Below are 15,175 nucleotides of genomic sequence, written 5' to 3' on the forward strand. Positions count from 1 at the left end.
TGAAAAAAATTCAGCAATGAGCCAAAACAAAGTCAACGACCTGCAAGCCTTCCTCGCCGTGGCGCGGGAACGCAGTTTCACCAAGGCCGCCGCCAGGCTGGGCATCACCGCGTCCGCGCTCAGCCATACGATCCGCGCGCTGGAAGAACGCCTAGGCGTGCGCCTGCTGGCGCGCACCACGCGCAACGTCGCCGTGACGGACGCGGGCGAAAGGCTGATGCACGCGATCGCGCCCCTGTTCGAGCAGATCGCCGCCGAGGTCGAGGCGCTGGGGGCATTGCGGGACAAACCCAGTGGCACCATCCGCGTCACCTGCACGGATGACCAGATCGAACTGCTGCTGCGCCCCATGCTGGCCGGCTTCCTGCACGACTACCCGGACATCGCCCTGGAACTGTTTGTCGACTATGGCTTTACGAATGTGGTCGAGCAGCGCTTCGACGCCGGCATCCGCCTGGGGGAAGCGGTCAGCAAGGACATGATCGCCGTACGCATCGGCCCCGACTGGCGCCTGGCCGTGGTGGGTTCCCCCGCGTATTTCGCGCGCCACGGGGCGCCGGCCACACCGCATGCGCTGACCGGACACGCGTGCGTGAATATCCGCCACCGGCCGTCCGGGTCCATCTATGCCTGGGAATTCGAGAAGGATGGCCATGCCTTTGCCGTCAAGGCCGAAGGTCAGCTGGTCTTCAACAGCATCATGCACGTGCTCAATGCCGCGCTCGACGGCATCGGTCTGGCATCTGTACCCGAGCCGCTGCTGGCGCCCTACCTGGCCGATGGCCGCCTGGTGCAGATCCTTGCCGACTGGTGCCCCACCTTCCGGGGCTACCATCTCTACTACCCGAACCGGCGACAGGCGTCACCCGCATTTTCAGCCTTCGTCGAGGCGCTGCGCTACCGCGCCTGACTTGGGCGCGCCATGGCCACGTTTTTGCGCGCCAGCCACGCCAGCGGCAACAGGGCCAGCAGCGCGGCCGCCACGCCGGCCCATGGCGACGAGGCCATCAGCTGGCGCGAGACCATCAGCGCACCCAGCATCGAGCCGAAGGAAATGCCGAGATTAAACGCGGAAATATTCAAGCCCGAGGCGAAATCGACGGCGCGCGGCGTGTAGCGTTCGGCCGTGGCCAGCATGCCGGCCTGCAAGGCGGGCGACAGGCCGAAGGCAAACACGCCCCAGACAAACAGCATCACCGTCATCATCCATTGCGAGGTGATGGAGAGGGCCACGCCCACTTGCGTGGCGGCCAGCAGCAACAGCATCAATCGCAAGGCTTTTTGCCAGCCCAGGTGGCTGGTCAGGTAGCCGCCCGCCAGGTTGCCGGCAAAGGTGGCGGCGCCAAAGACGATCAGCAGGGCGCTGGCCATGGTGGCGGAAAAGCCCGTCACGTCCGTCAGGATGGGCGTAATGAAGGTGAAGGCGGCAAAGCTGCTGCCGAAACCGAAGGTCGTGATCGCCATCATGGTGATAATGGGACCGCTGCCCAGGGCCGCCAGCTGCGTCATGGCCTTGCCGCCCTTGCCCTGCTGCAAGCCGGCCGGCAGCCAGCGCGCCATGGCCGCCAGGCCCAGCGCCGCCAGCACGACGACAGCAAAGAAGGGCAGGCGCCAGCCCATCAGGTTGCCCAGGAAACTGCCGAACGGCACGCCGATCACCATGGCCAGGGTCAAGCCGGCAAACATCACGGAGATCGCCCTGCCCGCCTGTTCCTTGCTGACCAGGCTGGCCGCCACGGTGGCGCCGATGGCAAAGAAGGTGCCGTGCGCCACGGCCGTGATGACACGGCCAAACAGCAGCAATTCAAAGGTATGCGAAAAAGCGGCCAGCAAATTGCCGGCCAGGAACACGGACATCAGGCCCAGCAAGGCCGCCTTGCGCGGCAGGCGCGACATCAGCAGCACCAGCAGCGGCGTGCCGATGGCCAAGGCCAGCGCATACAGGCTGACCAGCGAGCCGGCCGATTCGATGGAAATATGCAGGTCTTTCGCGATGGTGGGCAAGATGCCGACAACGATGAATTCGGTCACGCCGATGGCGAAGGCGCCGACGGCCAGCGCCAGCACGCCGGGCGGCATCTTGCTGGCTGATGAGGAAACGGGGTTTGCGGTGTGCATGGAATTCTCCGGCATAAGGTTCAAGCTGGCCAGTGTATCGATACAAGTGCTTTTGATATAGACTCCAATAATGGAAACACCTGTGAAATGGATTCAATAATGGCCAGGCAAGACATCAACCGCGCCTTCGAGATGAGCGTGTTCGTGGCCGTGGTGGAAACGGGGGCCTTTTCCGCCGCCGCGCGCCGCCTGGCCCTGACGCCGTCGGCCATCAGCAAACTCGTCAATCGCCTGGAAGCGCGGCTGGGCGCGCGTTTGCTACAGCGCAGCACGCGCCAGCTGCACACCACGCCCGAGGGCGACGCCTTTTTTGTGCAGTGCAAGCGCATCCTCGACGATATCGATGGCGCCGAGCGCGAAGCGGCGCAGGGCGCGGCGCCGCGCGGACGCTTACGCATCAACTGCTTCGTGCCGTTTGGCGTGCGCCACCTGCTGCCCATCCTGCCGGAATTTTCCCGGCGCTATCCCGACATCACGCTCGACGTCGTCGTCAGCGATGCCGTCGTCGACTTGCTGGAAGACCGCACCGACATCGCCATCCGCACGGGCAAGCTGAAGGAATCGAACCTGGTGGCGCGCAAACTGGGCGAGGACGCGATGGTCGTGGTGGCGTCTCCCGCCTACGTGGTGCGCCACGGCCTGCCGCGCTCGCCGCAGGATTTGTCACGGCACAATCTGCTGGCCTTCAATTTCCGCTGCCAGAACGAAACCTGGCCCTTCCTCGATGGCGCTGGCGGCACGCTGCAGGTGGCGCCGCAGGGCAATGCCTGCGTCAGCGATGGCGAGAGCATGCGCCAGCTGGTGCTGGCGGGCATGGGACTGGGACGCTTTTCGCGCCAGCACGTGTTGCGCGATATCCAGCAAGGCGAACTGATCCCGGTGCTGCAGGATTACAATCCGGGCGACAGGGAACTCGTGCACGCCGTCTTCGTGGGACCGGGGCTGCAAGTGCCGGCGCGGGTGCGCGTGATGCTCGATTTTCTGCTGGAAAAAGTGCAGCTGGGATGAGCGCCGCCTGTCCGCATCGCGTCTTATAATCGGCCGTACCATTGAACTTCCAGGGAGCCGCGCCATGCATGATGACTTGATCCATACCTTGCAAACCCGCTTCAGCAAGCACATGCACCGCCATCCGGGTTGGACGTGGGACAAGGTGCTGGCGCGGCTGGATGCCGCTCCCGCCAGCCTGGCTGTCTTGCAAAAGATGGAGGACACGGGCGGCGAACCGGATGTCATCGGGCACACCGGCGACACGGGCGCCGTCACGTTTTGCGATTGCTCAGCAGAAAGCCCGCTCGGCCGGCGCAGCCTGTGCTTCGATGCAGATGCCCTGGCCGCGCGCAAGGCCAACAAGCCGGCCGGCAGCGTCATGGCCATGGCGCAAACGATGGGAATCACACTGCTGACGCAAACGCAGTACCGCCAGTTGCAGGAGCTGGAGCCGTTCGACCGCAAGACTTCAAGCTGGATCAGCACGCCCGCCAGCATCCGCGCCCTGGGCGGCGCGCTGTTTTGCGACCGCCGCTATGATCAGGTCTTCGTCTACCACAATGGCGCCGAATCGTATTATGCGGCGCGCGGCTTCCGTGGCTGTCTGAGCGTCTGAGCGTCTGAGCGGCCAGCCAGGCTACAGCTTCAAGCCGCCTCTTCCAGGCGCAGCTGCCGGCCTTCATCGAGCATCAGTTCGAACTCGGCCGCCGGCACGGCGGGGCTGAACAGATAGCCTTGCAGCTGGTCGCAGCCCAGTTCGCGCAAGAAACGCATCTGCTCGGCCGTTTCCACGCCTTCGGCGACGATTTCCTGGCGCAGCTGCTGCGCCATGGTGACGATGGCGCGGGCGATGGCGCAATCGTTTTCCTCGAAGGGCAAGCCGATGACGAAGGAGCGGTCAATCTTCAAGGTGCTGATGGGGAATTTCTTCAAATACGCGAGGCTGGAATAGCCGGTGCCGAAGTCGTCCAGCGCCAGCGCCAGGCCCATGGCCACCAGCTGGTTCATGATGTCGATGACCTTGTCGGCGCCGCGCATCAGCAGGCTTTCCGTGATTTCCAGCATGATCTGGTCGGGCCGCACGCCGTAGCGCTCCAGCACGGCTGCGATGCGCGCCGGCAGCTGTTCATCGAACTGGCGCGCCGACAGGTTGACGGCGATGGCCGGCATGTGCAGGCCCCGGTCTTCCCAGCTGCGGATCTGGCGGCAGGCCTCGTCCAGCACCCAGGTGCCCAGCTCCAGGATCAAGCTGGTTTCCTCGGCGACGGGGATGAAGAGGCCGGGCGAGACCATGCCGCGCATCGGATGCTTCCAGCGCAGCAAGGCTTCCGCGCCCACGATGCGCCCGCTGGCCAGGCTCACTTTCGGCTGGTAATGCAGCTCCAGTTCCTTGTCGCCCAGGGCCAGGCGCATTTCGCTTTCCAGGCGCAAATGCTCCTTGGCCCGCCGGTTCATGTCTTCGCGGTAGAACAGGAAGGTCGATTCGATGGTCTGCCCCGCCTTGGCCACGGCCACGTCGGCAAAGCGGAACAGGGCCGGCGCTTCCAGGCCGTCTTCCGGATACACGGTAATGCCGATGCTGGCGCCCACGTGCAGCGCGTGCGCGTCGATATTGATGGGCGCCTCTAACAGGTTCAGCAGCTTTTGCGCCACGTTGGCCGCATGCTCGCGCTTTTCGATATGCAGCAGCGCCACGACGAATTTGCTGTTGTCGACCCGCGCCAGGATGTCCGCGTCGCGCAGGGCGCCACGGAACAGCTGGCCGATGGCGATCACCAGCTGGTCGCCCACTTCATGGCCAAGCGTGTCGCTGATCGAGCCGAGGCGGCTGATGTCGATGACCATCAAGGCGCCATGCGTGCCCTGGCGCTTCGCTTCGGCCAGGCCCTGGTCGACCAGCTGGTTCAGCAGGCAGCGGTTGGGCAAGCCCGTCAGGCTGTCATAGTTGGCCATGCGCTGCATGCGCGCCTCGGCATCCTTGTGCACCGAGATATCGGAAAACAGGGAAAACACGTGGCTGATTTCGCCGAATTCGTCGCGCACCACGCTGATGGTGACGTCTTGCGGGAACAGTTCGCCATTCTTGCGCTTGCCGATGATTTCGCCGCGCCAGGAACCGTGGCCGCGCATGGCGGCGCGCACCTTGGCGCGGAAGTCGGGGTCATGCACGCCCGAGCGCAGCAAATCGGGCGTGCGGCCGATGGCTTCGGCCGGCGAATAGCCGGTGATGCGGGAAAACGAACTGTTGATGGAGACGATGCGCTCTTCCGCATCCGTGATCAGCACGCCCTGCTCGCTGTCTTCGATGATGCGCGCATGCAATTTGACCTTGTCCACGTCGGACAGCGGCTCGCTCATGGCCGACAGGCGCACGGCCATGCCACAGCCCTTGCCCGCCTGGTCGAGGATCACGTGGCGGTGCATGCGCAGCCACGTCACCATGCCCGACTTCTTGCGCCGGCGCACATCGGTGGCCACGTCGCCCTGCGTGAAATGCAATTCCAGCACGCTCGCCTCGGCGTCGTCTTCCGGATACAAAAACAGGATGTGCTGGCCCAGCGCTTCGATTTCGGAATAGCCGAACATCTGTTCGGCCCCATGGTTCCAGCCGATCAGGAAGCCGTCGGGATCGATTTCCAGCAGGGCGTCGGCGGGCGCCACGCGCACCACGGGCCGGCTGGCGCCGCGCAGGCGTTCGAGTTCCTCCTGCAATCGCGCCAGGGTGGCCGCCTGCTGCGGCCCCGCCTGCTCGCGGGCATCCTGGGCCAGGCGCAGGCACAGCGCGACTTTCGCCTCAAGCACGGCAGCCCCGCGCGGGAGACAGGTCAGGGGATGGGATCGGGTGCGCTGCGGTCTGTGTAATCATCAAAATCCCACTACGGGGCATGGAGGTCGGGCCAGGAATACGGTTGCAATACTGTGAATATGGTAACTTAAAAATGTTGGCGTATGTCAACATTTTAAGACCTACGCAGAATGGCGCGGCACGCCATCCGGCGCCGGTCTCAGGCGCGTCCCGGCAGATGCAGCGCCAGGCGGGCAAACACATCAGGGTCGCGCATGCGCGCCAGCCACCAGCGCAGCGCGGCGCCATCCTCGCCCACGCGCCAGGCCAGGTAAAACGTTTCCGACGGTTTCGGTTCTTCCACGGCCTTTTCCACCAGCTGGCCGCGCGCGATGGCGGCCCGCGCACACGGTCCCGGCAGGAAGCCGAAGCCCAGCCCCAGCACCTGGTAGTCGAACTTGACCTGCATGTTCGGCACGCTCAAGGCGTCCTGTCCCAGCAGCAAGCCCACCGTGCGCGGCGCCATCTGGCGCGCCGAATCGGTGACCACCACGGCGCGGTGCCGCTGCAAATCGCCGCGCGACAACGGCCCCGGCAGCTGCGCCAGCGGGTGCGCAGGCGCCACGGTGAAGACAAAATCCAGCATGCCGATCGGCTGCGAGATATAGCCGCCGCCGGCAGGCCCGTCGCCGGGCGCGCCCACCAGCAGGTCGACGCGCCGGTCCAGCAGCGCTTCCCAGGTGCCGGACAAGGCATCTTGCGCCAGGCGCAGGCGCGTCTGCTGCGCCACCTCGTAGAAGGCGCACACGTCGCCGGCCAGGGCCACGGCGGAAAACATGGAATCGAGGCCGATGGCCAGTTCCGTCTCCCAGCCCGAGGCGACGCGGCGCACGCGGTGCTCCAGGTCCTGCGCCGCCTTCAGCAGGTAGCGCCCCTCTTTCAGCAATTCCTGGCCAGCCGCCGTCAGCACGACTTTGGGGCCGTTGCGCTGGAATACCTGCACGCCCAGGTCGTCTTCCAGCTTGGCCACCGTATAGGAAATGGTGGACGGGACTTTGTGCAACTCCTTGCCCGCCGACGAGAACGAACCACGGCGGTCAATGGCGTCGACGATTTGCAGGGCTTCCAGGCTCAGTCTTAACATTCGATTTTTTCGATCATAGGTCGCAAGATTTTCCGTTTTTCTTTCGCTGCAGAGGGGCCTATACTTTGTTCATCGTAGAGCGAAGGGCACAAAAGAAGCCACGGCATAGCGCCAGGCAACGGTCCTTCGAAATTATCGCACATTAACTTATAGAAACGGAGTCCACCATGTTACAGATTCGTCATAGCGAAGAACGCGGCGCCGCCAACCACGGCTGGCTCAATTCCCACCACAGCTTTTCCTTTGGCAGCTACCACGATGCCAATCACATGGGTTTTGGCCCGCTGCTGGTGATCAATGAAGACCGGGTGACGCCAGGCCAGGGTTTCGGCACGCACGGCCACCGCGACATGGAAATCATTTCGTATGTGCTCGACGGCGCGCTGGAACACAAGGACAGCATGGGCACCGGTTCCGTCCTGCACTACGGCGATGTGCAGCGCATGAGCGCCGGCAACGGCGTGCGTCACAGCGAGTTCAACCACTCTGCCACGCAAGGCTTGCACTTCCTGCAGATCTGGATCCAGCCGAACGTGACGGGCATTGCCCCCAGCTATGAAGAGAAGCATTTCACGCCAGAAAGCAAACGCGGCAAGCTGCGCCTGATCGCCTCGTCCGATGGCCGCCAGGGTTCCGTGCTGATCCATCAGGACGCGGCCATCTACGCCAGCATCCTGCAGGAAGGCGAACAGGCCGAACATGCGCTGGCAGCAGGCCGCATCGCCTATGTGCACCTGATCCGCGGCAGCCTGGTGGTGAACGGCACGCCCTTGAAAACGGGCGATGCGCTGAAGCTGACGCAAGAGGCCAGCGTAATCATCACGCAGCCGGAAGACGCGGAATTCCTCCTCTTCGACCTGCCTAAATGATGGCACCTGGCCAAACCGACTGCGCGTCGCGCTCTGCATGCTGCGACGCGCGCCACGGTTTTGCCAGGCACCGGAAATCAACCTGCAATCTTGATAAAAACAATTGGATTAACATGAAAAATAATACAGATATCCTGCTGCCCCTCGGCCGTGCCGCCCTTGGCGTGCTGTTCTTTGTTTCGGGCCTGCTGAAAATCGGCGCCTTTGCGGGGGTAGCCGGCTACATGGCCAGCCAGGGCTTGCCGATCGCCAATATCTTGCTGGTCGGCGTGATCATCCTCGAAGTGGGTGGCGGCTTGCTGCTGATCACGGGCTGGCAGGCGCGCTGGGCGGCACTGGCCCTGGCGCTGTTCCTGATCCCGACTACCGTCGTTTTCCACGCCTTCTGGGCTGCCGATGCGGCGCACTACCAGGATCAGCTGACCAATTTCCTGAAAAACCTGTCCATCTTTGGCGGCATGCTGTTGCTGGTGGAGCGCGGTTTTCGCCAGGCCAAATAAGACCGGGGCTGCCTGAGCGGACGGGCCCGTCATTGGCGCGGTCCGCCCGGCCGGCAGCCTGTCACCGTTTTGTCATCAGGCTGACATGGCGCTGTCACATTCGACAACTATCATGCGGTTGCCCTTAAATCACGCAACCACAGGACATCGCAGCCCATGAACAAGCCCAACGATCTGGCCATCAGCGCCACCGATCTGAACGACATTGACAGCAACGCGTCCCACGACAACCATTTCAACAGCATCCTGAACGCCCGCCTGAGCCGGCGCAACTGGCTGCGCGGCAGCGCCGTCACGGCCGCGACCGCCGTCATGGGTTCGATGGGCCTGTCCGCTTGCGGTGGCGGCAGCGATGCGGCGGCCGTCACGCCGACGCCGACGCCCACGCCTGAAAAACTGCTGGCCTTCACGGCCGTGCCGAAAAGCCTGGCCGATGTCGTCTCGGTGCCGGCCGGCTACACGGCCACCGCCCTGTACGCGCTGGGCGACTCGCTGCGCGCGGCCACGCCGGCCTACAAGAACGACGGCAGCGACACGGATTTCGACAACCGCGCCGGCGACCACCACGACGGCATGGAATACTACGGCCTGTCCGCCGCCGGCGCGCCGCTGGCCTCCGGCGCCGAACGGGGCTTGCTGGCGATGAACCACGAAGCGACCACGGACGAAAAACTCTCGTCGCACTTCCTGCACGTGAATGGCGGCACCACCTCGCTGCCCCGCCCTGCGGCCGAAGTGGACAAGGAAGTGGCCGTCCACGGCCTGAGCGTGGTGGAAGTCAGGAAGACGGGCAGCGCCTGGGCCACCGTCAACGATTCCGCCTTCAACCGCCGCGTCACGCCGCTGACGGACATCGAGATTGCCGGCCCCGTGCGCGGCAACGCCCTCGTGGTGACCAAGTATTCGCCGACCGGCACCAAGACGCGCGGCACCATCAACAACTGCGGCACGGGCAAATCGCCTTGGGGCAGCTACCTGTCCGGCGAAGAAAACTGGGCCGGCTACTTCACGCGCTCGGCCACCGACAATGCGGCGCGCGGCGACAAGTCCGTCGTGTCGCTGAACCGCTATGGCCGCAGCCAGGGCGGCGCCTCGCGCCACGGCTGGGAAACGGGCGGCAGCGACGACAAGTACGCACGCTGGAATCTGAGCAAGATCGGCGCGTCGACCAACGGCAGCGACGACTATCGCAATGAGCTTAACGGCATGGGCTACATCGTCGAAATGGACCCGTACGACAAGACCAAAGCCATCCGCAAGCGCACGGCGCTGGGCCGCTACGCGCATGAAAGCGCCGCCTTCAGCGTGCCGGCCGTGGGCCAGCAGCTGGCCGTCTACATGGGCGACGATTCGCGCAACGAATACATCTACAAATTCGTCTCGACGGCCGTCTGGGCCGCCGCCGATGCCAACCCGGCCGACCGCATGGCCACCGGCGACAAATACCTCGATTCGGGCAAGCTGTACGTGGCCAAGCTGGCCGCCGATGGCACGGGCCAGTGGATCGAGCTGGCCATGTCGAACGCGCAGATCCAGGCCTACAGCGCCTACAAGTTCGCCGACCTGGCCGACGTGCTGGTCAATGCCCGCCTGGCGGCCGACGCCGTGGGCGCAACGAAGATGGACCGCCCGGAATGGTGCTCGGTCAACCCGGCCAATGGCGAGATCTACTACACGCTGACCAACAACTCGAACCGCACCGTCAACCCGAGCGGCTCGTCGCAGCTGGCGCCGGACAGCGCCAACCCGCGCGCCTACACGGACATGAAAGGCAGCAGCGCGCAGAACGGCAATCCGAACGGCCATATCATCCGTTTCAAGGAAGGCACGGGCGCAGCCGCGGCCACCAGCTTTACGTGGGACGTCTACCTGTTTGGCGCCGAGAGCGGCGCCGACGCCAGCAAGATCAACCTGTCGAACCTGACGGCGGACCAGGATTTCTCCAGCCCCGACGGCCTGGCCTTCAGCCCCTACACGGGCATCTGCTGGATCCAGACGGACGATGGCGCGTACACGGATGTCACCAACTGCATGATGCTGGCGGCCATCCCCGGCAAGGTGGGCGACGGCGCGAAGTCCACCCTGAACTACGCGACGGCGGCCGGCGGCAATCTGGCCGTCGACACCTTCATCGGCAAGAAGCCCACGGCCGACACGCTCAAGCGCTTCCTGGTGGGCCCGGTCGGCTCGGAAATCACGGGCATCAGCGAAACGCCCGATGGCAAGACCATGTTCATCAACATCCAGCATCCGGGCGAAAACACGTCGCTGGCGAACATCGGCGATCCGTCCAAGTACACGAGCCAGTGGCCGGCCAACGCCGGCTACGGCGCCGGCAAGCGTCCCCGCTCGGCCACCATCGTGATCACCAAGAACGACGGCGGACGCATCGGCAGTTGACGTCCCTTGCCTGGCGGCGGCAGCCGCCAGGCAGGGCCGGCAATTACCTTGCAAAAGGAGGAAGTGCCCCTACGTAAGGCTTATCACCAGACATTGCAGCGACCGAATGGCAGCCAGGGAAAACGTTTCCCTGCTTTTTGGTATGATGGCAAGGCGCGCCGGCACCGGAGTGGTGTCGCGCGCCTTTTATTTTTGATAATTACTTATATGAGCACAACCATGCAAAGCGGCGCAGACATCCTGGCAACAGGCGAATTGGATTACACGACTTCCTGCGCACTGCCGACGCCGTGGGCCCAGTTCACCCTGCACGCCTTTGTCGAGCACGCCACGGGCAAGGAACACCTGGCCATGGTGCTGGGCGATATCGGCGACGGCGAACCGGTGCTGGCGCGCGTGCATTCCGAATGCCTGACGGGCGACGTGCTGTTCTCGCAGCGCTGCGATTGCGGCGCCCAGCTCGAAGGCGCCCTGAAGCGCATCGCCGAAGAAGGCCGCGGCATCCTGCTGTACCTGCGCCAGGAAGGACGCGGCATCGGCCTGATCAACAAGATCCGCGCCTACCGCCTGCAGGAAGCGGGCGCCGACACGGTGCAAGCCAATGAGCAGCTGGGCTTCAAGGCCGACGCGCGCAACTACACCTTGTGCAAGCCCATGTTCGCCCAATTCGGCGTGCACAGCCTGCGCCTGATGACGAATAACCCGCGCAAGATCGCGGCCATGGAAGCGCTGGGCATCGCCGTGGCGGAACGCGTGCCGCTGCTGGTCAACCGCAACGCCTTCAACCAGCACTACCTGAATACCAAGCAAAGCAAGCTCGGTCACATGATGACGCCCGTGACGGCACCGGCGCTGGAAGACGGCGCCCTGTAGTTCCAGGGCTGGCGCGCGGCAGCGTCCCAGGGCGCGGGCGTGCCGGCTTCGCTCCTGCTCACGCACAAAGGATGCATGAAATTTTCTAACTTCGCCTTCTTGCTGGCCGGCCTGTGTGCCGCCACAGCTGCGCTCGCCACACCAGCACCGGCACCCGCCACCGCCGCCGCCATCCCCGCCGCCTCCACCGCCACGCCCCCCGTCAAGCCGCCACCGGCCACCGCCGCGCCGGCCGCCACCGCGCAAGCGCTGCCGCCGCCTTCGTCGGCCGCGCAAAAGCTGTACACCGCGGCGCGCGCCGATATCCTGCAGGTGCGCGTGCTGCTGAAAAACGGCCGCACGCAGTCGTCCGTCGGCTCGGGCTTTTTGATCGGCACGGGCGACCTGGTGGTCAGCAACTATCATGTGGTGTCGCAATTCGCGCTCGACCCCGATACCTATGTGGGCGAATGGGTCGATACCAGCGGCCAGCGCGGCAATGTGGAATTGCTGGCCGTCGACGTGCTGCACGACCTGGCCGTGCTGCGCGTGAACCGTCACGGCACGGGCTTTTTCAAGATGCCGGAACAGCTGGCGCCGCTGACGCAGGGACAGTACCTGTATTCGATGGGCAATCCGCTGGACCTGGGCTTCGCCATCTCGGAAGGCGCGTACAACGGCGTCGTCACGCGCAGCTTCTACGACCAGCTGATGTTTACGGGCCCCATCAATTCCGGCATGAGCGGCGGCCCCAGCGTCACGGCGGCCGGCGACGTGGCTGGCGTCAATGTCTCGAAACGCCTCGATGGCGAACTCGTCAGCTTCCTCGTGCCGGCCCGCTACGCCCGGCAATTGCTCGACACGGTGGCAAAACAGGGCAAGCCGCCCAAGGATTTCAAGCCGCTGGTCACGGCCCAGCTGCTGGCGCACCAGGAAGTCATGCTGGCGCGCCTGCTCGACACGCCGCTGAACCTGAAAGCCATGGGTCCCTACCGCGTGCCCGTGCGCGAATCGGACCAGATGCGCTGCTGGGGCCGCTCCAACGTCAAGGCAGACAAGCCCTACACAATCGACAACACCAGCTGCGCCATGGAGTCGGCCATCTTCATTTCCGGCGCCTTGCAGACGGGGCAGGTATCGATGCGCCATGAATTCCTGCGCAGCAGCGAACTGGGCGCCCTGCGCTTTTCCGAGCTGGCCAGCGCGTCATTCAAGAACGAAAATTTCGGCAGCTATAAAAGCGCCAACCTGACGGGCCCCCATTGCACCGAACAGTTCGTCAAGAACAAGACCCTGCCCCTGCGCGCCGTGCTGTGCGTGCGCGCCTACCGCAAGTTTGCCGGCCTGTACGATTTTGCCCTGCTGGCGGCCAGCACCGATGAGCCACTGATGAACTTGCAAAGCCGCATCGATGCGCGCGGCGTGTCCTACGCCAACGGCATGCGCGCCACGCGCACCTTCCTCGAAGCGCTGTCGCGCGCGCCCTCCACCAACAGCAGCCGCAAGCCATGAAAGCGCCCTACTACATCGAAATCCTGGCCGACAATGGCGAGGTGCGGCAGCGCCAGCGCATCGAGACCCTGCCGATCCGCATCGGCCGCGGCTACGACAATGACTTCATCCTCGACGACGCGCATACGGCCGCCGCCCATGCCATCGTCGAGGACGACGGCGCAGGCGGCCTGCTGCTGCGCGACCTGGGCAGCCATAACGGCGTGATCCACCGTGGCCAGCGCCAGGTGCAGGTGGCCTTGACGGGCAACAGCATCGTGCGCCTTGGGCATACGCATTTGCGCGTGCGCGCCAGCGACCATCCGGTGGCGCCGGAACTGAGCGACACCACCATGCACAACTGGGAAGGCTTGCGTCCCGCCGTGGCCGGCCTGGCCATGATCGGCGCCTCGGCCGTCTTCAGCAACTGGCTCAGTGATGCGGAAGCCTTCGAGCCGATTGCCTACCTGATGGTCATCGCGTATGCGCTCGGTGGCGGCCTCATCTGGGCGTCGATCTGGGCCGTGGCCAACCGCCTGTTCGGCCAGACGGCGCGCTTCGGCCGCCACGTGTTCATCATCGGCTGCGGCCTGCTGGCCATGGAAGTGTGGGAACTGGGCAGCAATGTGGCCGCGTACGCGCTGTCGCTGGAGGCGCTCACGCGCTATGGCCGGCACATGTTCATCGCCATCGTCTGCGCCATGATCTACTACCACCTGTGCACGATCAAGCCGCAGCACCCGCGCCGCTTCGCGCTGGTGGCCGTGGTGCTGGCCATCATCGGCTCGGCCTTGATCTTGCTGAGCAATTTGCAAGTCCATGGCCGCCTGGCCGACGAGCCCTATATGTCCGTGCTCTACCCGCCCGCGCTGCGCCTGAGCCCGAACCAGACGACGGACGCCTTCTTCCGCGATGCGGCCGCCCTGCAGCGCGGCGTCGATGCCGAACGGGGCAAGGCGGCCAAGGGCGATGCGGAGGACGATGGCGACGAGTAAGCGCCAGCGCACCTACGCCTGACGTCAAAAAGCCCGCCGTGTCCTTGCAGACCGGCGGGCTTTTTCATGCGCGCCGTCAGGCGCGGGCATCGCTGAAACTTAGAACTTGGCTGGCTGCTTGCGGCGTGCCGTAAAGCCCAGCAAGCCCAGGCCGACCAGCAGCATGGCGTAGGTGGTCGGTTCCGGCACGGCCGAGATCAAGCCGTCATTTGCGCCGAAGCTGGCGAAATTGTTATTGCCGGCCTTGAACTGCACTTGCTGGCCGCCATCGCAGCAGCCTTCCAGGCCATAGATGCTCAGGGTATGGTTGCCGGCCGACAAGGCGCTCGAACCGCTGAGGAACTGGCTGCCATTGTTGTAGTTGCCTGCCCACCACATGTCGTTGCTTTTGAAGTCCAGCGCCACGCCGTCAAGGAACAGGGCGCCGCCCCTGCCGAAATCGACGCCGCTGCGGAAGCTCCAGGCGCCCGCATCGCTGGCGCTGACGCCAAAGTTGATGACGGATTTGAAGGCGATGTTCGAATTGCTGCCGAACAGGCTGCTGTTGTTCAGGTTGTCATAGCTGGCGACGCTTGTCGAGCCATAGCCGGCGCCCGGCGTGGCCACGGCGGCGTTCACGACGGACTGGTAGGCGGCGGCGGAGCTTTGCGCGCCGGCCTCCGAATAGCCGGTGGACAGGGTGATGGTGCTGGCGTTCGCGTGGGCAAACACACCAGCGACGATCAGGGACAAGGCGATTTTAGGCAAGTTTTTCATGATGGTATCCAGTCAATAAGTATTCAGTGGGCGCAGCAGGCGGAGTGGCGCTTGAGCTGAATACACGCTGCATTGAGGCGTGTCGGCGAAGCGCTAGAGATTGCAAGATGAGCGGTCGGGAACGTGACTTCCGCAGCGCGGACTCGCGGCGTGCCAAGGCGGCACTGCAAGCGTCCTGGAAAGGGTTCGGGTTCCCGGGACAAAGTCAGTCAATTGACGGGTCAGGTAAAACGTTGAATCTATTCTATATTAAATTCCTACAAGAAAAGTATTTT

The 15,175-nt window shown here is 64.4% G+C and carries 13 protein-coding genes; 9 read left to right on the forward strand and 4 right to left on the reverse strand.

What is annotated here, in order from left to right; translation table 11 throughout:
- The first annotated feature begins 16 nt into the window (after nucleotides 1–16).
- A complete protein-coding gene (locus ACQ4WR_RS14280) occupies nucleotides 17–910 on the forward strand; it encodes a LysR family transcriptional regulator (protein ID WP_436488004.1) in 894 nt (297 codons plus the stop codon).
- Here the strand turns inward: ACQ4WR_RS14280 and ACQ4WR_RS14285 are convergent.
- Nucleotides 898–2,118, reverse strand: a complete 1,221-nt coding sequence (locus ACQ4WR_RS14285; protein ID WP_436488006.1) for an MFS transporter — start codon at nucleotides 2,116–2,118, stop codon at nucleotides 898–900. The genes ACQ4WR_RS14280 and ACQ4WR_RS14285 overlap by 13 nt on opposite strands.
- A 99-nt stretch (nucleotides 2,119–2,217) precedes the next feature.
- On the opposite strand from ACQ4WR_RS14285, the gene ACQ4WR_RS14290 reads away from it, so the two are divergent.
- Together ACQ4WR_RS14290 and ACQ4WR_RS14295 are read left to right on the forward strand one after the other, a co-directional pair.
- Nucleotides 2,218–3,126 carry a LysR family transcriptional regulator gene (locus tag ACQ4WR_RS14290; RefSeq protein ID WP_436488008.1) on the forward strand — a complete coding sequence of 303 codons (909 nt, stop codon included), beginning with the start codon at nucleotides 2,218–2,220 and terminating at the stop codon, nucleotides 3,124–3,126.
- Between the two features lie 64 nt (nucleotides 3,127–3,190).
- On the forward strand, nucleotides 3,191–3,724 hold the full coding sequence (locus tag ACQ4WR_RS14295; RefSeq protein ID WP_436488010.1) for a DUF4256 domain-containing protein: 534 nt from the start codon (nucleotides 3,191–3,193) through the stop codon (nucleotides 3,722–3,724).
- A gap of 29 nt (nucleotides 3,725–3,753) precedes the next feature.
- Here ACQ4WR_RS14295 and ACQ4WR_RS14300 read toward each other — a convergent pair whose 3' ends face one another.
- Complete coding sequence (locus ACQ4WR_RS14300; protein ID WP_102294451.1) at nucleotides 3,754–5,910, reverse strand: putative bifunctional diguanylate cyclase/phosphodiesterase; 2,157 nt, start codon at nucleotides 5,908–5,910, stop codon at nucleotides 3,754–3,756.
- A gap of 203 nt (nucleotides 5,911–6,113) precedes the next feature.
- Nucleotides 6,114–7,037, reverse strand: coding sequence for a LysR substrate-binding domain-containing protein (locus ACQ4WR_RS14305; protein ID WP_436488013.1), 924 nt, complete (start codon nucleotides 7,035–7,037; stop codon nucleotides 6,114–6,116).
- 167 nt (nucleotides 7,038–7,204) lie between these two features.
- Here ACQ4WR_RS14305 and ACQ4WR_RS14310 point away from each other — a divergent pair, with 167 nt between their 5' ends.
- The 6 genes from ACQ4WR_RS14310 to ACQ4WR_RS14335 all read left to right on the forward strand — a co-directional run bounded on the left by ACQ4WR_RS14310 (nucleotide 7,205) and on the right by ACQ4WR_RS14335 (nucleotide 14,144).
- Entirely contained in the window at nucleotides 7,205–7,906 is a 702-nt protein-coding gene (locus ACQ4WR_RS14310; RefSeq protein WP_102294453.1) for a pirin family protein, read from the forward strand.
- 113 nt (nucleotides 7,907–8,019) lie between these two features.
- Nucleotides 8,020–8,406: a DoxX family protein gene (locus ACQ4WR_RS14315; protein ID WP_102294454.1), complete on the forward strand. Its 387-nt coding sequence runs from the start codon at nucleotides 8,020–8,022 to the stop codon at nucleotides 8,404–8,406.
- A gap of 156 nt (nucleotides 8,407–8,562) precedes the next feature.
- Nucleotides 8,563–10,806 (forward strand): PhoX family protein, encoded by a 2,244-nt coding sequence (locus ACQ4WR_RS14320; RefSeq protein WP_436488015.1) that lies wholly within the window; start codon nucleotides 8,563–8,565, stop codon nucleotides 10,804–10,806.
- 219 nt (nucleotides 10,807–11,025) lie between these two features.
- Nucleotides 11,026–11,679: a GTP cyclohydrolase II gene (gene ribA / locus ACQ4WR_RS14325; RefSeq protein ID WP_102294456.1), complete on the forward strand. Its 654-nt coding sequence runs from the start codon at nucleotides 11,026–11,028 to the stop codon at nucleotides 11,677–11,679.
- A gap of 75 nt (nucleotides 11,680–11,754) precedes the next feature.
- Nucleotides 11,755–13,170 carry a S1 family peptidase gene (locus ACQ4WR_RS14330; protein WP_436488017.1) on the forward strand — a complete coding sequence of 472 codons (1,416 nt, stop codon included), beginning with the start codon at nucleotides 11,755–11,757 and terminating at the stop codon, nucleotides 13,168–13,170.
- A complete protein-coding gene (locus tag ACQ4WR_RS14335; RefSeq protein ID WP_102295168.1) occupies nucleotides 13,167–14,144 on the forward strand; it encodes an FHA domain-containing protein in 978 nt (325 codons plus the stop codon). Before ACQ4WR_RS14330 ends, ACQ4WR_RS14335 begins: the two co-directional genes overlap by 4 nt.
- 99 nt (nucleotides 14,145–14,243) lie before the next feature.
- Here ACQ4WR_RS14335 and ACQ4WR_RS14340 read toward each other — a convergent pair whose 3' ends face one another.
- Complete coding sequence (locus ACQ4WR_RS14340) at nucleotides 14,244–14,900, reverse strand: CCXG family PEP-CTERM protein (RefSeq protein WP_436488020.1); 657 nt, start codon at nucleotides 14,898–14,900, stop codon at nucleotides 14,244–14,246.
- Between the last annotated feature and the right edge of the window lie 275 nt (nucleotides 14,901–15,175).

The sequence above is a fragment of the Janthinobacterium amylolyticum genome (assembly GCF_051380655.1).
In the GTDB taxonomy this organism is placed as follows: domain Bacteria; phylum Pseudomonadota; class Gammaproteobacteria; order Burkholderiales; family Burkholderiaceae_D; genus Janthinobacterium.